Origin of the sequence: Nocardia amamiensis NBRC 102102 (assembly GCF_001612745.1) — a bacterium.
Taxonomy (GTDB): Bacteria; Actinomycetota; Actinomycetes; order Mycobacteriales; family Mycobacteriaceae; genus Nocardia; species Nocardia amamiensis.
On sequence record NZ_BDBA01000056.1, the window covers coordinates 46779 to 67857 of the forward strand.

General features: G+C 68.8%; 22 protein-coding genes. 10 read left to right on the forward strand and 12 right to left on the reverse strand.

The window, feature by feature from the left end; all coding sequences use genetic code 11:
* Positions 1-7 precede the first annotated feature (7 nt).
* Together purE and NA4_RS13315 are read right to left on the reverse strand one after the other, a co-directional pair.
* Entirely contained in the window at positions 8-523 is a 516-nt protein-coding gene (gene purE / locus NA4_RS13310; RefSeq protein WP_174552938.1) for a 5-(carboxyamino)imidazole ribonucleotide mutase, read from the reverse strand.
* Positions 516-1736 (reverse strand): 5-(carboxyamino)imidazole ribonucleotide synthase, encoded by a 1221-nt coding sequence (locus NA4_RS13315; protein ID WP_067469412.1) that lies wholly within the window; start codon positions 1734-1736, stop codon positions 516-518. The genes purE and NA4_RS13315 overlap by 8 nt, the downstream gene beginning before the upstream one ends.
* A 39-nt stretch (positions 1737-1775) precedes the next feature.
* Between NA4_RS13315 and NA4_RS13320 the strand changes: the two genes are divergently transcribed.
* Complete coding sequence (locus tag NA4_RS13320) at positions 1776-2315, forward strand: GtrA family protein (protein WP_067469416.1); 540 nt, start codon at positions 1776-1778, stop codon at positions 2313-2315.
* 1 nt (position 2316) lies between these two features.
* Here NA4_RS13320 and NA4_RS13325 read toward each other — a convergent pair whose 3' ends face one another.
* Genes NA4_RS13325 through NA4_RS13345 form a run of 5 tightly spaced genes read right to left on the reverse strand, consistent with a single transcriptional unit; the run spans position 2317 to position 5947 of the window.
* The gene (locus NA4_RS13325; protein WP_067469419.1) at positions 2317-3621 is read right to left on the reverse strand and encodes a sensor histidine kinase; all 1305 of its coding nucleotides are present in this window, start codon (positions 3619-3621) and stop codon (positions 2317-2319) included.
* Position 3622: 1 nt separating this feature from the next.
* Entirely contained in the window at positions 3623-4300 is a 678-nt protein-coding gene (locus NA4_RS13330; RefSeq protein WP_067469420.1) for a response regulator transcription factor, read from the reverse strand.
* A 17-nt stretch (positions 4301-4317) separates the two neighbouring features.
* The gene (locus NA4_RS13335) at positions 4318-4863 is read right to left on the reverse strand and encodes a PH domain-containing protein (protein ID WP_067469421.1); all 546 of its coding nucleotides are present in this window, start codon (positions 4861-4863) and stop codon (positions 4318-4320) included.
* Positions 4864-4917: 54 nt separating this feature from the next.
* Complete coding sequence (locus NA4_RS13340; RefSeq protein WP_067469422.1) at positions 4918-5718, reverse strand: biotin--[acetyl-CoA-carboxylase] ligase; 801 nt, start codon at positions 5716-5718, stop codon at positions 4918-4920.
* A 28-nt stretch (positions 5719-5746) separates the two neighbouring features.
* Entirely contained in the window at positions 5747-5947 is a 201-nt protein-coding gene (locus tag NA4_RS13345) for a hypothetical protein (RefSeq protein ID WP_067469423.1), read from the reverse strand.
* Positions 5948-6150: 203 nt separating this feature from the next.
* Between NA4_RS13345 and NA4_RS13350 the strand changes: the two genes are divergently transcribed.
* The 3 genes from NA4_RS13350 (at position 6151) to NA4_RS13360 (ending at position 8907) form a co-directional block, all read left to right on the forward strand.
* Positions 6151-7791, forward strand: a complete 1641-nt coding sequence (locus tag NA4_RS13350) for an acyl-CoA carboxylase subunit beta (protein ID WP_067469426.1) — start codon at positions 6151-6153, stop codon at positions 7789-7791.
* A 160-nt stretch (positions 7792-7951) separates the two neighbouring features.
* On the forward strand, positions 7952-8278 hold the full coding sequence (locus NA4_RS13355) for an acyl-CoA carboxylase subunit epsilon (RefSeq protein WP_307188581.1): 327 nt from the start codon (positions 7952-7954) through the stop codon (positions 8276-8278).
* A complete protein-coding gene (locus NA4_RS13360) occupies positions 8275-8907 on the forward strand; it encodes a nucleoside triphosphate pyrophosphatase (RefSeq protein ID WP_067469429.1) in 633 nt (210 codons plus the stop codon). Before NA4_RS13355 ends, NA4_RS13360 begins: the two co-directional genes overlap by 4 nt.
* On the opposite strand, the gene NA4_RS13365 is transcribed toward NA4_RS13360, so the two are convergent.
* Positions 8836-9612: a helix-turn-helix transcriptional regulator gene (locus NA4_RS13365; RefSeq protein ID WP_067469432.1), complete on the reverse strand. Its 777-nt coding sequence runs from the start codon at positions 9610-9612 to the stop codon at positions 8836-8838. The two genes, NA4_RS13360 and NA4_RS13365, sit on opposite strands and share 72 nt — an antisense overlap.
* A 168-nt stretch (positions 9613-9780) precedes the next feature.
* Here NA4_RS13365 and NA4_RS13370 point away from each other — a divergent pair, with 168 nt between their 5' ends.
* From NA4_RS13370 to NA4_RS13380, 3 genes are all read left to right on the forward strand, one after another.
* Positions 9781-10698: a sulfurtransferase gene (locus NA4_RS13370; protein ID WP_067469434.1), complete on the forward strand. Its 918-nt coding sequence runs from the start codon at positions 9781-9783 to the stop codon at positions 10696-10698.
* Between the two features lie 197 nt (positions 10699-10895).
* The gene (locus NA4_RS13375) at positions 10896-12701 is read left to right on the forward strand and encodes an acetyl/propionyl/methylcrotonyl-CoA carboxylase subunit alpha (RefSeq protein WP_067469437.1); all 1806 of its coding nucleotides are present in this window, start codon (positions 10896-10898) and stop codon (positions 12699-12701) included.
* A 270-nt stretch (positions 12702-12971) separates the two neighbouring features.
* Positions 12972-13910, forward strand: a complete 939-nt coding sequence (locus tag NA4_RS13380; RefSeq protein WP_067469474.1) for a patatin-like phospholipase family protein — start codon at positions 12972-12974, stop codon at positions 13908-13910.
* Between the two features lie 142 nt (positions 13911-14052).
* Here the strand turns inward: NA4_RS13380 and NA4_RS13385 are convergent, their stop codons facing one another.
* Positions 14053-16155: a protein kinase domain-containing protein gene (locus NA4_RS13385; RefSeq protein WP_067469440.1), complete on the reverse strand. Its 2103-nt coding sequence runs from the start codon at positions 16153-16155 to the stop codon at positions 14053-14055.
* A gap of 229 nt (positions 16156-16384) precedes the next feature.
* Here NA4_RS13385 and NA4_RS40305 point away from each other — a divergent pair, with 229 nt between their 5' ends.
* The gene (locus NA4_RS40305) at positions 16385-16546 is read left to right on the forward strand and encodes a hypothetical protein (protein WP_157128977.1); all 162 of its coding nucleotides are present in this window, start codon (positions 16385-16387) and stop codon (positions 16544-16546) included.
* The gene (locus NA4_RS13390) at positions 16546-16890 is read left to right on the forward strand and encodes a hypothetical protein (RefSeq protein ID WP_067469443.1); all 345 of its coding nucleotides are present in this window, start codon (positions 16546-16548) and stop codon (positions 16888-16890) included. The genes NA4_RS40305 and NA4_RS13390 overlap by 1 nt, the downstream gene beginning before the upstream one ends.
* Before the next feature lie 16 nt (positions 16891-16906).
* Here NA4_RS13390 and NA4_RS13395 read toward each other — a convergent pair whose 3' ends face one another.
* From NA4_RS13395 to NA4_RS13405, 3 genes are all read right to left on the reverse strand, one after another.
* Complete coding sequence (locus NA4_RS13395; protein ID WP_245671329.1) at positions 16907-18130, reverse strand: YncE family protein; 1224 nt, start codon at positions 18128-18130, stop codon at positions 16907-16909.
* Between the two features lie 127 nt (positions 18131-18257).
* Complete coding sequence (gene lat, locus NA4_RS13400) at positions 18258-19592, reverse strand: L-lysine 6-transaminase (protein ID WP_067469449.1); 1335 nt, start codon at positions 19590-19592, stop codon at positions 18258-18260.
* Between the two features lie 64 nt (positions 19593-19656).
* A complete protein-coding gene (locus NA4_RS13405) occupies positions 19657-20109 on the reverse strand; it encodes an Lrp/AsnC family transcriptional regulator (RefSeq protein ID WP_040774829.1) in 453 nt (150 codons plus the stop codon).
* Positions 20110-20241: 132 nt separating this feature from the next.
* Between NA4_RS13405 and NA4_RS13410 the strand changes: the two genes are divergently transcribed.
* The coding region (locus NA4_RS13410) for an aldehyde dehydrogenase family protein (protein WP_157128978.1) at positions 20242-21079 on the forward strand (838 nt) is incomplete at its 3' end.

A 21079-nucleotide genomic window follows, 5' to 3' on the forward strand; every position in this document is an offset into this window, starting at 1 on the left:
AAACGAGTCAGCCCAGGAGCTTGGTACGAAGCGCGTCGTCTTTGTCCAGGACCATCTGTTCCAGTCCGGCCTGGAACCGTTCCATGCGGGTGCGCAAAACCGGGTCGTGGGCGGCGAGGATGCGGGCGGCCAGTAGGCCCGCGTTGCGCGCGCCGCCGATGGAGACGGTGGCGACGGGGACGCCCGCGGGCATCTGGACGATGGACAGCAGCGAGTCCATGCCGTCGAGGTATTTGAGCGGGACCGGCACGCCGATCACCGGGAGCGGGGTGGCCGAGGCGACCATGCCGGGGAGGTGGGCCGCGCCGCCCGCGCCCGCGATGATCACTTTCAGCCCGCGGGGCGCCGCCTCGCGTGCGTAGTCGAGCATGCGCTGCGGGGTGCGGTGCGCCGAGACGACGCCCACCTCGAAGCGGATGCCGAACTCCGCCAATGCTTCGGCCGCGGCCTCCATGGTCGGCCAGTCGGAGTCGCTGCCCATGATCAGGCCGACCGACGGGGTCGTGGCCTCTGCTTCACTCATGCGAATCCCATCCATCGGTCCAAACCGCGTGCGACATCCAGTGCGCCGCCCGCTCCGCCTTCTCCCGGACCTCGGCCACATCGTCGCCGAGAATGTTGACGTGCCCGATCTTGCGATCGGGGCGCTCGCCCTTGCCGTACAGGTGCACCTTCGCCTCGGGCATCCTGGCGAACAGGTGGTGCAGCCGCTCGTCCATCGACATGGCCGGGGCCTGCGGCGCGCCGAGAATATTGGCCATCACCGTGACCGGCGCGAGCGGAGCGGTGTCGCCGAGCGGGTAGTCCAGCACGGCGCGCAGATGCTGCTCGAACTGGCCGGTGCGGGCGCCGTCCATTCCCCAGTGCCCCGAGTTGTGCGGCCGCATGGCCAGCTCGTTCACCAGCAGTTCGCCGGCAGTCGTCTCGAACAGCTCCACCGCCATCACGCCGACGACACCGAGTTCCTTGGCGAGCTGCAACGCCATGGTCTCCGCGGCGGCAGCGGTGTCCTCCGGCAGATCTGGCGCGGGCGCGATCACCACCGCGCACTGTCCGTTGCGCTGCACGGTCTCCACCACCGGCCAGGTCGCCGCCTGCCCGAACGGCGAACGCGCCACCATCGCCGACAGCTCCCGCTTCAGGTCGACCTTCGCCTCGGCGAGCAGTTGGACGCCGTGTGCGAGCTGATCGCTGACGATCGCCTCGGCCGCGTCGGCGGAATCGGGCATCCACACACCGCGCCCGTCGTAGCCGCCACGCACCGCCTTCAGCACGATCCGCCAGTCGTGCTCCTGCCCGAACCGCACCGCGTCGGCGACCGAAGTGACCGGCGTGAAGGCGGGCACGGGCAGCCCCAGCTCGCTCAGCTTGGTGCGCATGGCCAGCTTGTCCTGCGCGTAGACCAGTGCCCGCGGCGGCGGCTGCACATTGACGCCCTCGGCGACCAGCGCCTCCAGGTGTTCGGTCGGCACGTGCTCGTGGTCGAAGGTCAGCGCGTGTGAGCCGACCGCGGCTTTGCGCAGCGCGGTCAGATCGGTGTGGCTGCCGAGCACGACATCCGGGCTCACCTGCGCGGCCGGGTCATCGGGGTTCTCGGCGAGCACGCGCAGCCGCTGGCCCAGCGCGATCGCGGCCTGGTGGGTCATGCGCGCGAGCTGGCCACCACCGATCATGGTGACGGTGGGCATGGCCGATGGATCGAAGGAACGAGCGCTCACGTCGGACCATATTGTCATGTCCGGCCCACATGATCGGGACCGGTACACTCCGGTCTTGTGTCATTCGTCGACGACGTGGTCAGCGTCCTCCCCAAGCCGCTGCAAGATATCGCGTACCGGCATCGGGAACTGATCAAGTTCGCGATCGTCGGCGCGACCACGTTCGTCATCGACAGCGGCATCTTCTACGCGCTGAAGTGGACGGTGCTGGCGGAGAAGCCGGTGACCGCCAAGATCATCTCCGGCGTCATCGCCGTGATCGCCTCCTACATCCTGAACCGGGAGTGGTCGTTCAAGAACCGGGGCGGACGCGAGCGCCATCACGAAGCGCTGCTGTTCTTCGGCGTCAGCGGCGTCGGCGTGGTCCTGGCCTTCACTCCGTTGTGGATTTCCAGCTACATCTTCGACCTGCGGCAACCCAATGTGAGCTTCACGGTGGAGAACATCGCCGACTTCATCAGCGCGTTCATCATCGGCAACCTGCTGCAGATGGCTTTCCGGTTCTGGGCGATGCGCCGCTGGGTGTTCCCGGACGAAATGAGCGAGCTCGAAGCGGAATTCGCGGATCTTGTGGAAGAGGAACTCGGCCGCAACTGAGTCACCGCGGCTCCGGCGCCACCACTGGTAGACGGATCTTCGACGACCCGAGGAATACCGCGAACAGCGCGGGCCTGCGCCGCTGCAATTCCAGCCGGCCGCCGTCGGCCTCGACCAGAGCCCGCGCCAGCGCCAGCCCCACACCCGTGGAACCGCCCGCGGAGAATCCCCGGTCGAAGATGTGCGGCGCCAGCTCGTCGCGCACGCCGTGGCCCTCGTCGGCGACCTCCACGCACACCAGCGGCTCACGGTCGGCCCCCGGCCGCACCGAGCGCACCGACACCGTGCAGGTCCCGCCGCCGTGCATGAGCGCGTTGTCCACCAGCACCGCCACCGCCTCGCGCAACCGCGAACCCGTGATCGGCGCGCACAGCGCTTCGTCGCCGGTCAGGGTCAGGGTGCGGCCCGCCTCGGTGAACGGGTGGGTCCATTCGGCCACCACGCCGCGCAATTCGTCCATCACCGGCACCGGGTCGCGGTCGGCCGCGTCCTCGTCACGGGACGCGCGGACCAGGTCGTCGATCGCTTCGGTGAGCCGGTCCACCTGGGCCATCGCCTCCTCTGCCTCGTGCACCACCTCCGGATCGGCGTGCGCGGACAGCTCGTCCAGGCGCAGGCGCACGGCGGTCAGCCTGCTGCGCAACTGATGCGAGACGTCGGCGACCAGGGCGTGTTCGCGCTGCAGCCGTCCGGCGATCTCCACGGTCGCGGAGTCGAGCACGTCGGAGACGCGATCCAGTTCGGCGATGCCGTGCCTGCGCGGATCGGGCCGGAAATCGCCCATCGCCAGCCGCGCGGCGCGCGCCGCGACATCACGCAGCGGATCGGCCACCCGGCGGGCGGTGACCACCGCCACCGAGACGGCCGCGCCGAGCGAGGCGAGCACCGCGAGCGCCACCACTGCCACCGCCTGGCGCTGCATGGCGTGCATCGGCGCCGAGGGCACCTCCAGGCGCAGCGACCCGGACGTGCCCATCGACAGCGACTCGACCAGCGGGTCGGGCACCTCGGCCACACCGAGGTCGCGGCGGGAGGCGTTGTCCGCGGGCGAGGGATAGACGATGGTCAGTCTGCTGTTCTCGGGCACCAGCGGAGCAACCGACCGGGTGTCCAGCTCGCCGGGCACCAGCCCATCGCCGTGCTCCTGCGAGATGATCTCCGCGGCGATCCGGTCCAGCCGGTTCTGCAGGTCGTTGCGGGTGATGTCCTCCACCCACAGCCACGCCGTGTAGATCAGCGGCACGCCGAGCACCACCGTGGTGAGCGTCAGCACGGTGAGCATCGAACGCAGAATCCGGCGGCGCATGTCAGTCGGTGTTCAGCCGGAACCCGACACCGCGGACGGTGACGATGCGCCGTTCGGCCATCGGCCCCTCGTCGCCGATCTTGCGGCGCAGCCAGGACATGTGCATGTCCAGGGTCTTGGAACCGCGCAGCTCGGCGTCACCCCACACCTCGCGCAGGATGGTCTCCCGCGGCACGACCTGACCCGCACGGTCGATCAGCACCTTGAGCAACTCGTATTCCTTGTTGGCCAAACCGATTTCGACGCCGTTGACCAGCACGCGCCGCGCCGCGGGCTCCAGGCGGATACCGCCGACCTCCACCGTGTCGTCGCCGATGCTGCTGCGCCGCAACAACGCTCGCACCCGGGCGAGCAATTCGGCGAGCCGGAACGGCTTGCCGACGTAGTCGTCGGCGCCCGCGTCCAACCCGACCACGAAGTCCACCTCGTCGGTGCGCGCGGTGAGCATCAGCACGGCCAGATCCGCGCCGCGGGCGCGCACCTGACGGCACACTTCCAGTCCGTCCATGCCGGGCAGGCCGAGGTCGAGGATGAGCAGGTCGTGGCTGCCTTCCAGCGCACGCTGCAGCACGGCGGGGCCGAAACTCTCGACGGTCACCGAGTAACCCTCGCGGCCGAGCGCGCGCGACAGCGGAGCGGCGATGGCCTCGTCGTCCTCGGCCAGCAGTACGGCGGTCATACGCCCAGGTTACGGGCTCACCGGTAGGTGCGGCGGTCGTCCCAGCGCTCGTCGTGGCCGTTGTGCTGGCGTTCCACCTCGAACACCTGGTGATACAGCAGCGAATGCACCTGCTGGACGGAGGGGATGTCGTCGTACTCCAACGGCTCGGAGGAGGACGATTCGATGATCAGCGTGCCGGTGCCGAGCAACCGGTCGAACAGCCCGTGCCGGAACTGGACACTGGAGATCCGGCTCATCGGGATGTCGATGCCGCTGTGAGTGATCACGCCCTGGCGCACCAGCACCCTGCGGTCGGTGACGATGAAATGCGTCGACTTCCACGTGATTATCGGTGCGACGCAACGCCATAGGAGAATCCCCAGGTACACCACGAGCACCGTGATCAGCAACGCGGAGCGCGCGGTCCCCTCGGCTCGGCGCGAGATGAGTCCCGCCGCGAAACCGGCGAGTGCTGTGGCGACGATCAGCGTCACGATCGGCCAGAAGAGCATTTTCCAATGCGGATGACGATGGAGCACCAACCGTTCGTCGGGCGCCAGGACATCCTCCGGATAACCCATGCCACGCACACTACCGGGTGCGGATGCCGGAAAGGCGCACACCGCAGCGCGTTTTCACCGCTCCACGCGCAAGTGCGTCACGTCGGCCGCCGACACCGCTTCACCGCCGATGAGCAGGCGCCCGGAATCGTCGATGTCTTCGGCGACGCCGGTCAGCGTCCGGCCGCCGGGCAATTCGGCGCGAACCTGGGTGCCGATCGTGGCGCACCGCTCGCGATAGGCGGCGGCCAGCTCGCCGATCCCCCAGTCCTCGTCGCGCCAGGCGGCGAAACGGCGGGCGAACTCGGTGAGCAGCGAGCGGACGAGCACGGTGCGATCGGTCTGTTCCGCCCCGGCCAGGACGAGCGACGTGGCGTGCGGCACGGGCAGTTCCGCTTCGGTGAGACTCACGTTGAGCCCCACGCCGACCACCACCACGGGCGCGCCCGCGCCCGCCGCGACCTCGGCGAGGATGCCCGCCACCTTGCGGCCGTCGATCAGCACGTCGTTGGGCCACTTGAGTTCGGCGGGCACGCCTGCGGTCGCCCGCAGCGCGTCGACCACGGCCACCCCGGTCAGCAGAGACAGCCAGCCGAGCGTGGCCGGGTCGATGCCAGGCAGCCGCACCAGCACCGACATCGAGATCTGCGCCCGGGGCGGGCTGACCCAGGTCCGTGCGTGCCTGCCGCGCCCGTGCTCCTGCGCCTCCGCCAGCAGTACCGCGTGGTCGATGCCCGGCTCGGCCGCGCGCGCGATCAGGTCGGTGTTCGTGGACCCGGTCGACTCCACCACATCGATCTGCGAGAAGAACGACAGCTCGGGCGACTCGCCGACGCCGCGCCGCAATTGCTCCGCATCCAACGGTGGCCTCTGCATACCGGCAGGCTACCCGTAGCGCGAGGCGCTACCCGGCAAGGACGTACTCGCACAGCATCGGGTCGCGCGCTGCGATACCTACCCCGTCGCCTTCCGCGGACTGCTCCTCGGCAGTGGTCTCGGCCCAGTACTCGGGCTCCCCGTACTTCGGCTCGGTCTCGGCGCTCTGCGTGGACGTCCACGCCGCGGCGGCGGCGTATTCGGCGACCGTCCTGCTCCATTCCCACATGACACGCTCCTCCCCTGAGCTCGAAAATCACCTGGCCCCAGGCTATCCGGACACGACCGCTGGGCGACACTTATTTTCCGTCTTCCGGCCCGGCGACCGACCGGCAAGTTTTCCTCGGAAATATGATCTAGCTGCGGTTTTTACTCGCCGGTAGCGCGGACTCGGTTACGGAGAAGTACTGGCACTGGTTACACTCCGGAGCCATGACGAGTGTCCAGCAGCAGCCCGCCTCCGGCCCGGCGGGCTCCCCCGATATCCACACCACCGCCGGGAAGCTGGCTGATCTGCGGAATCGGCTGGAAGAGGCCAAGCACCCGATGGGTGAGGCCGCGGTCGACAAGGTGCACGCGAAGGGCAAGATGACCGCCCGCGAGCGCATCCTTGCCCTGCTGGACGAGGGCTCCTTCGTCGAACTCGATGCGCTGGCCCGCCACCGTAGCGTCAACTTCGGCCTGGAGAACAACCGCCCGCTCGGCGATGGCGTGGTGACCGGTTACGGCACCATCGACGGCCGGGACGTGTGCATCTTCAGCCAGGACGTCACGGTGTTCGGCGGCAGTCTCGGCGAGGTCTACGGCGAGAAGATCGTCAAGGTGATGGATCTGGCGCTCAAGACCGGCCGCCCGCTGATCGGCATCAACGAGGGCGCGGGCGCGCGTATCCAGGAGGGCGTGGTCTCCCTGGGCCTCTACGGCGAGATCTTCCACCGCAACATCCAGGCCTCCGGCGTTATCCCGCAGATCTCGTTGATCATGGGCCCGGCGGCGGGCGGTCACGTTTACTCACCGGCGCTGACCGACTTCGTGGTGATGGTCGATGGCACCAGCCAGATGTTCGTCACCGGCCCGGACGTCATCAAGACCGTCACCGGCGAGGACGTCACCATGGAGGACCTGGGCGGTGCGCACACGCACATGGTGAAGTCCGGCGTGGCGCACTATGTCGCCTCGGGCGAGCAGGACGCGCTGGACTACGTCAAGGACCTGCTGTCCTACCTGCCGAGCAACAACCGCGCCGAGGCGCCGCGGTTCCCGGCCACCGACCCGATCCCCGGCGCGATCGAGGACTCGCTCACCGAGGAAGACCTCGAGCTGGACACGATCATCCCGGACTCGCCGAACCAGCCCTACGACATGCACGAGGTGATCCGTCGCCTGCTCGACGACGACGAGTTCCTCGAGGTGCAGGCCGAGCGCGCGATGAACGTCATCGTCGGCTTCGGCCGGATCGACGGCCGCAGCGTCGGCATCGTGGCCAACCAGCCCACCCAGTTCGCGGGCTGCCTGGACATCGACGCCTCGGAGAAGGCCGCCCGGTTCGTGCGCACCTGCGACGCGTTCAACATCCCGATCATCACCCTGGTCGACGTCCCCGGCTTCCTGCCCGGCACGGGCCAGGAGTACAACGGCATCATCCGCCGCGGCGCGAAGCTGCTCTACGCCTACGGCGAGGCCACTGTGGGCAAGATCACGATCATCACGCGCAAGGCCTACGGCGGCGCCTACGACGTCATGGGGTCCAAGCACATGGGCGCAGACGTGAACCTGGCCTGGCCGACCGCGCAGATCGCGGTCATGGGCGCTTCCGGCGCCGTCGGATTCGTCTACCGCAAGCAGCTGGCGCAAGCCGCCAAGGAAGGCGGCGACGTCGATGCGCTGCGGCTCGAGCTGCAGAACGAGTACGAGGACACCCTCGTCAACCCCTACGTCGCCGCCGAGCGGGGATACGTCGACGCGGTCATCCCGCCGTCGCACACCCGGGGCCAGATCGTGTCCGCACTGCGACTGCTCGAACGCAAGATGGTGACCCTTCCGGCGAAGAAACACGGCAACATTCCGCTGTGATCGAGCGATACCCTCATTGGGCCGCGCACGTTGGTTACAAAGACGCAATGAGTGATTCCGAGGATGATTGTTTCATCCGTAAACAGCCGGAAAATGGGAACAGCCTGATCAGGTGATCATCCCGATCAAGGCGAAGAGAGGACCTGGCACTGTGACGACCGTGGCAGAAGAAGATGTGTTGAGCGCCGTCGAGCTGGATCTCGCAGTCGACCCGCTCACGGCCGAGGTCGGTGCGGTCACCGACCCGGACGCGGCCGCCCTACCCACCGAAGCCACCGCGAAGCCGCTCTTCCGTGTCGTGAAGGGCTCGCCCACCGACGAGGAACTCGCCGCGCTGGTGTGTGTGCTGTCCGCCCTCGCGAGCGACGCCGCGCCGGCGGGCCCGTCCGGTCCTCCGGACATGTGGGGCCGCCCGACGCTGATGCATCGCGGCAGTTCGCCGTTCTCCCCGTACGCCTTCCCGCAGCTGTCCCACCTGCGCGGGTGACCCGTCTGATTCTCGCTTCCGCGTCGCCTGCCCGCCGGGAGGTTCTCCGCTCGGCGGGCATCGACCCGATCGTCCGGGTCTCCGCCGTGGACGAGGACGCGGTGGCCGCCGCCCTCCCCGAGGGCACCCCACCCCGCGTGGTCGTGGTGGAGCTCGCACGGGCCAAAGCGGCCGCCGTAGCCGCAGGCATTCCCGAATTCGCCGCCGACTGCGTTGTGGTGGCTTGTGATTCGATGCTGCTCGTCGACGGCGAGCTGCAGGGCAAACCGCACACCCCCGACGTCGCGCGCGCCCGCTGGGGCGACATGGCCGGGCGCAGCGCGGATCTCGTGACCGGCCACTGCGTCGTGCGGCTGCACAACGGTCAGGTCACCGCCGAAGCGGTCGACTGCAGCAGCACCACCGTGCACTTCGCCAAGCCGGAACCGGACGAGCTGGATGCCTACATCGCCACCGGCGAGCCGCTGCAGGTGGCGGGCGCGTTCACGCTGGACGGACTCGGCGGCTGGTTCGTCGATCGCATCGACGGCGACCCGTCCAGCGTCATCGGCATCGGGCTACCACTGCTGCGCCGACTGCTTGGCGACGTTGGGATCAGCGTTACGCAGTTGTGGGGCCACACGGCCTGACGGCGCGGAGAACGCCTCCGCGTCGCCGCCAGGCGGCACCGGGGCCGTCTCCTGGGCTTGCTCGCGCGACGCGGCGATCAGTTCCATCCGCACCACGCACAACTCCGGCTCCACGAATGGATGCATCTGGACGTCGATCTCGCCGCGCGCGCCGCCCCGCTCCAGTACCTCTTCGATCAGACCCAGGTGCACGCCGCACACCACCTCGGAGTGCGTTCGCGCGAGCTCGCGAAGCGGACACGCCGTCAACCGGATCAGCGCCTTGTCCCCGGTCTCGGAGGATGGGTCGCGTTCGGGCGCGAAGCCGAGTTCCGACATCAACGTCATCGTGATGTCCTTGGCGTCCTCCAGCGATTCGACCCGGTGCTCACCGATGTCGAGCATGGTCCCCCAGGTTCGGCCCGCCGCGACGGCGGCCTCCGATCTGCGCCGCGGATCGGGCCCCAGCTGGTCGGCGAGCACCTGCGCCAAGTCCTGATAGCCGACCGATCGCTGCACCGCGCTGTAGCCGATCCGCGGACGCCCGCGACCGCGCGGCGGCTGCTGGAATTGCCGGACGAGGGATTCCCTGGTGAGCACGTCCAGATGGAACCGGACCGTGGTGACGTGCTGCCCGGTGATCCTGGCCAGCTCCTGAGCGTCGAGAGGCTCGCTTGCGCCACGTAGGATCGCGAGCAGTCGCCGCCGCGGCCAAGAATCGGACATAGCTCACCCCTCCTCCCGGGAGACTTTATCGGATCTAGGTGCCACTTATTCGTCCCTCATCCGATTTGTGATCTGAAACGAGAGTCACTGTCGTCTCACACTTACCATCGCTGTGAGACTTCCCAATCGCCGTCACCGCCGCCTACCCACGCGTGAAGGACCCATATCGTGCCCGTCGCCCCAGATCCTCATCCCTCGCTCAGTTCCTACGCACATTCTCACCGACTAGTAACCACCGAGTGGCTGTCGGCAAACATAGGCGCGAAGGGACTCAAGATCATCGAGGCCAACGAGGACACGCTGCTCTACGACATCGGGCACGTTCCGGGCGCCACCAAGCTGGATTGGCGAAGCGATCTGAACGATCCGGTCACGCGCGACTATATCGACGGAACGCGATTCACCGAACTGATGCGCGCCAAAGGAATAGATCGTGACGACACCGTGGTGTTCTACGGGGATCGGGGCAATGCGCAGGCGGCGCACGCGGCGTGGGTGTTCACCCTGTTCGGGCACGAGGACGTGCGGTTGCTCGACGGCGGCCGGGCGGCGTGGATCTCCGAGGAACGCGACACGACCTTCGAGCCCGCCTACCCCGGGCCCAGCGACTACCCGACCGTGCGCCGCGACGACGGCACCGCCCGCGCCTTCCGCGAGGACGTGCTCGCCCACCTCGGCAAGCCGCTGATCGACGTGCGCGCGCCCGACGAGTATTCCGGCGCGCTCGCCCAGAAGCCGGACACTCCGGAAGACGCGGCGCTGCGCGGCGGCCACATCCCCACCGCGTCGAACGTCCCGTGGACCGAGGCGCTCGCCTCCGACGGCCGGTTCCGTTCCCGGGCCGAACTCGACGACGTCTACGGCACGCTACCCAGCCAGGAGGACCTGATCGTCTACAGTCGGGTCGGCGTCCGATCCAGCCACACCTGGTTCGCACTGACCTATCTGCTCGGCTACGACCGCGTGCGGAACTACGACGGCTCCTGGACCGAGTGGGGCAACTCGGTGCGGATGCCGATCGCCAAGGGGGGTGAACCGGGCGAGGTCCCCTCGGGCGGGGGTGCGCGACGCACCCGCGGCAAATAGGGCTGTGTGGGATCCCCACCACAGCCCGCGTACGTTGTGAGCCACGACCTACTGTGTAGTAGGGCTAGCCGAGTTCGGCGTCTGTTGGCAGACTGCCTACACTCGCCGAGACGTAAGTTTGTCGGTTACGGGAGCGGAGCCTGCGCAGCAACCCCATCCCCGGAGAAGCGACCTAAAGAATGCACACAGGAGGCTCAGTGCCCAGCCATGCCAGCGCACGGATCACGAAGGTACTCGTAGCTAACCGAGGCGAGATCGCCGTGCGCGTGATCCGGGCGGCCAAGGACGCCGGTATCGGCAGCGTCGCGGTGTACGCCGAGCCGGACGCCGATGCACCGTTCGTCAAGCTCGCCGACGAGGCGTTCGCCCTGGGCGGGCAGACCTCGGCCGAGTCGTACCTGGTGTTCGACAAGATTCTCGATGCCGCGGCCAAGTCCGGCGCCGACGCCATCCACCCCGGCTACGGCTTCCTGTCCGAGAACGCCGACTTCGCCCAGGCGGTCATCGACGCGGGGCTGATCTGGATCGGCCCGTCCCCGCAGTCGATCCGGGACCTGGGCGACAAGGTCACCGCGCGGCACATCGCCGAGCGCGCGAACGCGCCGATGGCGGCGGGCAGCAAGGACCCGGTGAAGGACGCGAACGAGGTCGTCGAATTCGCGCGGAAGTACGGCGTTCCGGTGGCCATCAAGGCGGCGTTCGGCGGCGGTGGCCGGGGCATGAAGGTCGCACACTCCATCGAGGAGATCCCCGAGCTGTTCGATTCCGCCGTTCGCGAGGCGACCGCCGCGTTCGGCCGTGGCGAATGCTTCGTCGAGCAGTACCTGGACAAGGCCCGCCACGTCGAGGCGCAGGTGCTCGCCGACAAGCACGGCAACGTCGTGGTCGCGGGCACCCGTGACTGCTCGCTGCAGCGGCGCTTCCAGAAGCTCGTCGAGGAGGCCCCGGCGCCGTTCCTGACCGACGAGGTGCGCGCGAAGATCCACGCCTCGGCCAAAGCCATCTGCAAGGAAGCCCACTACTACGGCGCGGGCACCGTGGAGTACCTGGTGCAGGGCGACACGGTCTCCTTTCTCGAGGTGAACACCCGCCTGCAGGTCGAGCACCCGGTCACCGAGGAGACCTCGGGCATCGACCTGGTGCGTCAGCAGTTCCGGATCGCCAACGGCGAGAAGCTGGAGATCACCGAAGACCCCACCCCGCGCGGGCACTCCTTCGAGTTCCGCATCAACGGCGAGGACGCCGGGCGCGGCTTCCTGCCCGCCCCCGGCCCGGTCACCGTCTACAACGAGCCCGCAGGGCCCGGTGTGCGCGTGGACTCCGGTGTGGTGCAGGGCAGCGTGATCGGCGGACAGTTCGACTCGATGCTGGCCAAGCTGATCGTCACCGGCGAGAACCGCACGCAGGCACTGCAGCGCGCGCGGCGCGCGCTGGCCGAATTCGAGGTCGACGGCCTGGCCACCGTCATCCCGTTCCACCGGGCGATCGTCGAGGACCCGGCCTTCGTGGGTGACGGCGAGACGTTCGACGTCTACACCAAGTGGATCGAAACCGAGTGGGTCAACACCGTCGAGCCGTTCGCCGGCGCGGGCGCCGCGGCCGACGAGGACGAGGAACTGCCACGGCGCAAGGTCGTCGTCGAGGTCGGCGGCCGCCGCGTCGAGGTGTCGCTGCCCGGTAACTTCACCGTCGGCGCCGCAGCAGCCGGGGCCGCGGGCAACGGCGCGGGTATCGTCCGCAAGAAGCCCAAGCCCCGCAAGCGCGGCGGCGCGGGCGGCGGTGCGGCCTCCGGTGACGCGGTCACCGCTCCGATGCAGGGCACCGTCGTCAAGGTTGCCGTCGAGGAGGGCCAGACGGTCGAGGCCGGCGATCTGATCGTGGTGCTCGAGGCCATGAAGATGGAGAACCCGGTCAACGCCCACAAGGCGGGCGTGGTCACCGGCCTGTCCGTGGCGGCGGGCGCGGCGATCACGCAGGGCACGGTGCTCGCCGAGATCAAGTAGACACCTGGCGAAGACCGTTTCGAGCGGGCGCAGGACAACGACGTCCGCGCCCGCTCCGTTCTGTTGATCGCCTGACTCCTCGGCGCACAATCTGCCTCCGCCGATCCCGGACACCCACCACCGCGGTGTTCGATCGGCGGCGCCCAGCAGTACCGTCGTGGTTCCGCAGAGCGTGACGCTCCCGTAGGCGTCGGGACCGCCCCCTCTGTGTTCACGCACGCTTCCTTCTTCGGGCCTGGTATTCGCGCCACTGTGTCGTATCGTGATGCGGTGACCAGCTCGTCAAGCGTCTCCCCCGTCGCGGAGCTGATCCGCGCGCGCCGTGCCGCGTCCAGCCGCGCCGACGGGCATCGGCTCGTGCTCGTCATCGAGGGCGGCGGCAGCCGTGGCGTGTACTCCAGCGGCATGGTGTCCGCGCTGGACGAACTCGGGCTCGCGGGGGTATTCGACGCGGTGTACGGCACGTCGGCGGGCGCGATCAACGGCGGCTGGCTGCTGGGCGGGCGCGCGATTCCAGGTATGCGCACCTGGACCGACCCGGTGATCATGCGCCGCGCCATCGACCCGGCCCGCCTCCTGCGCGGGCGGCCCGCATTCGATCTGCGGTACCTCGTGCACCAGGTGTACGACAGCATCGAGCCGATGGATTTCGACGCGATTCTGGCGAACTCCACGACGTTCCATCCGATCGCCACCGATACCCGTACCGGTCAGGCGGTCGACCTGCACCCGCATATCACCGACAAACGCACGCTCATGCGTGCGCTGCGGGCGTCGGCGGGACTGCCCATCCTGGCCGGGCCGCCGGTCAGCTTGGGCGACTCCGCGTACTTCGACGGCGGGCTCGCCGAGACGGTGCCGATCCGCACCGCCGTCCGAGCAGGCGCGACGCATGCCCTCGTCCTGCGCACGCGGCGCGTCGATGAGCGACGCCCGCCCGCCTCACGTCTGCACCAGATCGTGGGCGGCGGCTATCTGCGCGCGGTGGCCCCCGGCGCCTACCGTGCCTGGCTCGAACGCCCGCGTCAGCAGGACATCGAGGACACAGCACTGGCCGACCTCGGCGATTCAGTCCTGCAGATCCACCCTCCGCCCGGCTCCCCCGATGTCGACAGCGCCGCCCGCGACACGGCGCTGCTGTCCGCCGCACTCCAGATCGGCCGCCATGCCGTTCTCAGCGCTCTCTCGACCACCATCCACGCCGCCTAGTGGTCGCGTCCGGTGTCGGGCTTGTTCAACGTCCGGCGCTCTGTGCAGCCACCGTCCCGTCGACGGCTCGCCACGCCAGATAGCGGGGGCTTGTGGCCCGCAAAGCGTTCCGCTTGTCCGGGTTACGGAGGCGAGCGAAACGTCAGGAGACCTTGACGCGGGTGCCGCCGGACAGCACGAAGTCGTGGAGTTCGAGGTGGTCGGGTCCGGTGTTCGGTGGGAGGTCGAACACCAGTTGGGTGGTGGCGGATTGGCCGGGGCGCAGCTCGAAGGAGTAGCCGAGGCCCTGCCGCGTGTTCTGCCACATGGTGGCGGTGGCGTTGTGATCGAAGGGCGTGCCCTGGGCGTCGACGAGGCGCTGCCCCAGCGGTAGGAACCACTTCACTTCGTCGGAGATATTGCGGATGGCCAGCGTGACGGTCACGAAAGAGCCCGCGGCTGTTTGCAATCCGATACGGGAAGCGCCCGCGTCGACGTTCGTCACAACGAATTCGAACTTGCCGTCACGGACGGCGGTGCCCGCCGGCGCCACGGCGGCAGGGTCGGTCAACCGCTGGTCCTCGGACGGTCCCGGGTGCTCTTCGGCGAGCACGGAGGGCGGCAACGTGGGGGCGGCCGTGCCGGAGTCACCCGCTCTGCTGCCCGCCGCTATAAGCGCGACGCACCCTGCCGCGAACGCGAAGGGCGCGAGGAAAACCACGATCAGCGCGCCGATCACCTTCGACATCAAGCTCCGGCGCCGTCGCGGCCGTCGCCGGGGCACCGGGGCGATCGGTCGTCGCCGCGGAACCGAAGGATAGGCGGGGCGTCCAACCGCAGGGAAGACTTTGCGCGCGGGCGCGCCCGGCCGTGCATAGGGGGGTGGTGCAAGCGGCCTCGGGGACAGCACACGCGACTGAAGCGCAAGCAACCGCGCCTGCCAACCGTTGCCCGGATGCCCTACCTGCGCGGCAGGGTGGGACCGATTCTGATTCCACGGTCGAGCAGCGGTGTATGGCTGTCCGGCAATGGGATAACCGTTCCCCGCCGAGGGCTGCCGAGTGCCGGAATAGGCCTGCACAGCAGGCCCCGGATTGGGGACATGCTGCTCTGGAGCCGGATGGGCTCGGGGCGTGTGGACAGACCAGTCGAGTCTCGTTCCCACCAAGGTCGGGGGCAGACCCGGCTCCGGCAGGACCTTTGTCGGAGTGGGGCGCGCAGCCGCCGCCGAATTCGCGGCCTGCTGGGGAGCCCTCGGCAAGCCGTCGGCGGCGTCAGGAACGGCCCGCGCGGCGGCAACGCGTTCCTGCGGGAGGCCGTCCTCCCCGGCTGGGTTACCGGACGCGGGCATAGGCTCGACAGGCCTCGGCACGAGCGCCGCCGCCGGGTCATCGGTCAGCGCGTTCGGACGACCTTCGCCAGACGGCGCGGATGGCGGTCCGGCGTCCGGAGCGGCAGCGCCGATCGCGGCGCGTGCGGCGGCGGCGAATTCCCCCGCGGTGGCGAACCGTTCGTTCGGATCCTTGGCCAGACCGCGCGCGATGACCGCATCCAGCGCAGCGGGAACATCGGCGCACACCGAGGCGGCCCGAGGTGGCGCCGTCATCAGGTGGGCGTGCATCTGCTGCGCGGGATCGGTGTCGCCGTAGGGGCGGGAGCCGGTGAGGCATTCGTAGAGCACGCAGGCCAGCGAGTAGACGTCCGCGCGACCGTCCACCTCACCGGTGAAGCGTTCCGGCGCCATATACGCCAGCGTGCCGATCGCCATGCCGGTGGTGGTCACCGCCGTCTGGCCGAGCCCGTGCGCGATGCCGAAGTCGATCAGATAGGTGAAGCCGCTGGGATGGACGACGATGTTCGACGGTTTGACGTCGCGGTGGACCAGTCCCACCCGGTGCGCCGCGTCGAGCGCGACAGCGACGTGACCGATGATGCCGACCGCAACACCCTGCCTCATCCGCCCGGCGGCCACGAGTTTGCGCGCCAGGTCGGTGCCCTCGACGAATTGCATGTCGATGTAGAGCCGACCATCGATTTCGCCGAACCGGTGGATCCGCGGGACGTGCGGGTCGCGCAGCTGTGCCACGGCCTCGGCCTCGCGCTCGAATCGTTTGCGATACCCCCCGGTGGCCGCGAGTTCGGCGGGCAAGAGTTTCAACGCCACCCGTCGCGCCGCTGCCAGGTCGTACGCCAGCCACACCTGCCCCATGCCGCCCTTGCCGAGCAACCGCTCCAGCCGGTAACCCCCGAATCGCACCTCCCCCATCGCGAACCTCCAGTCACCGTCGACGTCTGCCCGGCCCGCCCATTGCCACGGCGCCGACAACAGAAAATCACCAGCTCACCGCGTGAAACCGAAGGACGTGGCCTCTTCGGAGCGTAACCCCACCCCGCGGCACACACCACTGTGGGCTGGACGACAGTCCGGCGGAACGGCCACGCCCGGCGACCGCCGCGACCAGAGCCGCGAAGGCGCTCCCGCTAGCCTTCTCCTCATGACGGAGCTACCCGAAGACCATGTCGGTACCGCGAAGCGCGCGGAAACGGCACCGCGGGCCGATCATGTCGCAGCCGGACGACTCCGCGCCGCGGAATTCGACAGGGCGGTCGCGGGCGCCCTGGTCGGCAGCAACCGGGGCGAAGCGGGCGAGGGCTGATGGAACCGATCGAGATCAACGCCGGCGCTTGGTACTTGCGTGCCTTGCGCGCGGACGACCGCATCGATGACCGCCCGGCGCTGGCAGCGGGCGGGATCACCGATCCGGACTATGTGGCCCGGCGCAGTGCGGGCTGGGCCGAGGAGACCCACTTCTCCTGGGCGGTGTGTGAACCGACCACCGCCGAGCTGGTAGCCGAGGTCGGGGTGACGCCCCAGGGCGATGGCACCGCGATCATCACCGGGTGGGCGCGCGCGGGCTACCAGCCGGCCCTGGACTCCGGGCTGACGTCCGTCCGCCGCTTCGCCGAGGGTGGTTTGGGCCTGCGGCCGGTCGCCTCCTGACGGACGCCGGGCCGGATCAACGCATCACGCCGGTGTGTCCCGTGGAATAGCGTCCGGGTTGCGGCCAGATGGTGAGCCCGTGCGGTCCCTTGCCGACGGGTATGCGCGCCAAGAGGTTCCAGTTGACGATGTCGATGGCGTACACCTCGCCGTGGTGGCGGCCGGATGCCCAGAAGACGCGCCCGTCCGCGGAGATATTGCCCATGTCGGGGCTGCCGCCTCCCGGCACGAACCACTTGTGCACCACGGCATTCGCCGCGAAGTCCCACACCGAGATGCTGCCTTCGTGCCGGTTGGTGATGAGCATCTGGCGGGAGTCCCGGGTGACGTAGAGCCCGTGCGCGCCCTTGCCGGTCGGCACGAAACCGGTGTTCTCGAACGTGTGCGCGTCGAAGGTGTAGATCCCGTCGGCGGTCATGTCCGCGACGAAGAAGGTGTGCCCGTCCGGTGACAGCTTCACATCCTGCGGCATGCCGGAGCGGCCGACGGGCAGATCGACCACCTTGACGACTTTGCGCTCGGCGACGTCGAAAGCCAGCATCCGGCCGATGAATTCGCAGGACGCCAGCCCGAACCTTCCGTCGGCGGTGAAGTCCATGTGATCGACGCCTGCACAGTCGGGCACCGGAAGGGCGTGGACCTTCTCCCAGGTCTGCGGGTCGTAGAAGTCCAGCGACTTGTCCGCCTCCGCGACGACCAGGGCATACCGACCGTCGGGCGTGTAGTACATGTTGTACGGGTCGCGCACCGGAAAAGGTTCCCCAGGCTTGCCTGTGCGCGGATCGATCGGCAACAGGCTGCCCCGGCCCAGCGGCAAGTCGTTGGTGACATAGAGCGTCTGCATGTCGTAGGACGGCACGACGTGCTGCGGCTCCTGGCCGCCCGCGGCGAAGGTGTCGATCACCTGGAAGGTGTCCGGATCGATCACCGAGACCGTGTTCGACTGGCTGTTGGGCACGTAGACCAGCGGGCGATGGTCGGCCACGCTCGGACTCAGTTCGCGATTGGCCGCGTACACGTCGGTCGGCGAGAGCGGCGGCGGCATCCCGGGGAGCAGATCGGTCATGTGCGGCGGGAACGCGCCGCTGGTGGGCGCGGCCACCGTGGTCGTGGCCGCCTGTCCCGCCTCGGCGCCGACCGTGCCCGCGTCGCTGGCGGCGCAGCCCGCCACGGCGGACAGCACGGTGAGAGAAGCCATGAGGTGGGGTGCGCAGTGCCGGTGCATGCGCTGTCGGTTCACGCGCCGCACCTGCTCGGAGAGGGGTGAAGACGAGAGGACATGCTTGCGAAGCCTAGGAGGTGGATCCGGGATTCCGGCGCACCCCGCGCCGGAGACACCGGAATGCCCGGATCACCCGCTTCACGCGCTATTCGAGGCTGGTCAGCACCCGGTCCAGCGCCTCGACGGCCTCGTCCAGCTCGGCGTTCGTGACGGTCAGCGGGGGACGGAAGCGGATGCCACGCTCGCCGGTGCCCAGAATCAGCACGCGCTCGCGGCCATGCAGCGCCGTGAGCACCTCGTCGCGCAGCCGAGCCGAGGACAGCGTGATCGCGCACATCAGTCCGCGCCCGCGCGCCTCGCTGGCGTCGGCGCGCCGCGCGGCCACCCCCGCCAGCCGGTCGAGCAGGTGCGCGCCCAGCGGGCGGGACCGTTCGATGAGCTCGTCGCGCTCGATCACTTCCAGGATGCGCCGGGTGCGCGCCATGTCGGCGAGGTTGCCGCCCCAGGTGGAGTTGAGCCGGGAGCTGACCACGAACACGTTGTCGGGCACGTCGTCCACGCGCCCGCCCGCCATGACGCCGCAGACCTGGGTCCGCTTGCCGAAGGCAACGACGTCCGGCGCGAGCCCGAGTTGCTGGTAAGCCCAAGCGGTTCCGGTCATGCCGACGCCGGTCTGCACCTCGTCGAGGACGAACAGCGCGTCGTTCTCGTGACACAGCCGCTGCACGGCTTGCAGGAACTGCGGGCGCAGATGCCGGTCGCCGCCTTCGCCTTGGATCGGCTCGGCGATGAAACACGCTATGTCGTCGGGGTTTTCCGCGAAGGCCCGGCGCGCTTGGGCCAGCGCGCACGCCTCCGCCTCCTCGATGTCGAAGGCGTCGGTCAGGTAAGGCGCCTTGATGCGGGGCCAGTCGAACTTCGGGAACCGCGCCGTCTTCACCGGATCCGTGTTGGTGAGCGACATGGTGTAACCGGTGCGGCCGTGGAACGCGCCGGTCAAATGCAGCACCTTGGTGCCGAGTTCCGGTGCACGGCCGTGGGATTGGTTGTGCCTGCTCTTCCAGTCGAACGCGATCTTGAGTGCGTTCTCCACCGCGAGACCGCCCCCGTCGATGAAGAACAGGTGCGGCAGCCGCGGATCGCCGAGCACCCGCACGAAGGTCTCGACGAAGCGGGCCATCTCCACGGTGTAGATGTCGGAGTTGCTCGGCTTGTTCAGCGCCGCGGTGAGCAGTTCCGCACGGAACTGTTCGTCCGCCGCGAGGGCCGGATGGTTCATGCCCAGTGCGTTGGAGGCGAAGAAGCCGAACATGTCGAGGTAGGCGGTGCCGTCACGCTCGTCGACGAGACGGCAGCCGCGGGACCGCTCGAGGTCGAGTACCAGGTCGAAGCCGTCGGCCAGGATGCTCGCCGACAAGATCTCGCGGACCCGGGCGGCGGGGGTGACCGCCGGGCGGGTGCGTTCCAGTTCGATGGTCACGCCCTGAGGGTACGTAAATATTTGCGCAACCTCTACACCAAAACGGATTAATTCCTAGCAATCGCTATCTGTCATAGAATGTCTGAAGGATGATGGTGCTCCGGGTGCGAACGTTGGCGGTCGCTCTGATCTCCTGGAGCAACTGCTCGAGGTGCCGCGGGGATGCCACACGGACCAACAGGATGTAGCTCTCGTCACCGGCCACCGAGTGGCAGGCCTCGATGCCGGGGATGTGCTGGAGCACCGCGGGCGCGTCGTCGGGTTGCGACGGGTCGAGAGGAGTGATCGCGACGAATGCCGACAGCAACTGGCCGAGTGCTTCCGGATCGACGTGCGCGGTGTACCCGCGGATCACGCCGCGCGCCTCTAATCGACGGACCCGCGATTGCACGGCGGACACCGACAGACTCGCCTTCTCGGCCAGATTCGACAGGGTGGCCCGTCCATCGGCCATCAGTTCACGAATCAGCAGGCGATCGATGTCATCGAGTACGGGTCTTGCCGGTGTATCCGCCATCAGCGAAGGCTAACCCAGGCGGCCCACCTCGTGTCCGAAACCTGACCTCCATCCTCCCGCTATGTGGGACGACACCCCACTCTGCGGGCCAATGATGCCGCGATGCGGCCGAAAGGTACGGCGGAACAACAGATGACTGAAGTACTCGGCGCCAAGACCACTACACAGGAACTCGCCGACCGCGCGACAGCGGTGCTGCGCGAACTCGGGGCGCAACCCCCGGAGCCCGGCGCGCTGCCCGCGCGCACTCCGATCACGGGAGGGCAGCTGCTGACCCTGCGGCCCAGCTCGCTCGACGAGGTCGATGCCGCGATCGGCCGGGCCGCGACCGCCTTCCACGCGTGGCGGAGCGTTCCGGCCCCGGTCCGGGCCGCGGTCGTGCGCCGCCTGGCGCAACTGCTCACCGCGCACAAGAACGACTTGGCCGAGCTGGTGACCCTGGAGGCGGGCAAGATCTCCGCCGAGGCCGCGGGCGAGGTGCAGGAGATGATCGATATCTGCGAGTTCGCCATCGGCCTTTCCCGGCAGCTGTACGGACAGACCATGCCCTCCGAACGACCTGGGCACCGCCTGATGGAGACCTGGCATCCGCTCGGCGTGGTCGGGGTGATCTCGGCGTTCAACTTCCCGGTCGCGGTGTGGGCATGGAATACCGCGATCGCGCTGATCTGTGGGGACACCGTGGTCTGGAAGCCCTCGGAGACGACGCCGCTGACCGCGGTGGCCTGCCACGCGTTGCTGCGGCGTGCGGCGAGCGAGGTCGGCGCGGATCCCGAAGTACATCAATTGATCCAGGGCGGCAGCGACGTCGGGTCGCGTCTGGTCGAAGACGAACGGGTTGCGCTGGTGAGCGCGACCGGCTCGGTGCGGATGGGGCGGCTCGTCGCGCCGCGGGTCGCCGAGCGGCTCGGGCGCTGCCTGCTGGAGTTGGGCGGCAACAACGGCGCGATCGTCACCCCGTCCGCCGATC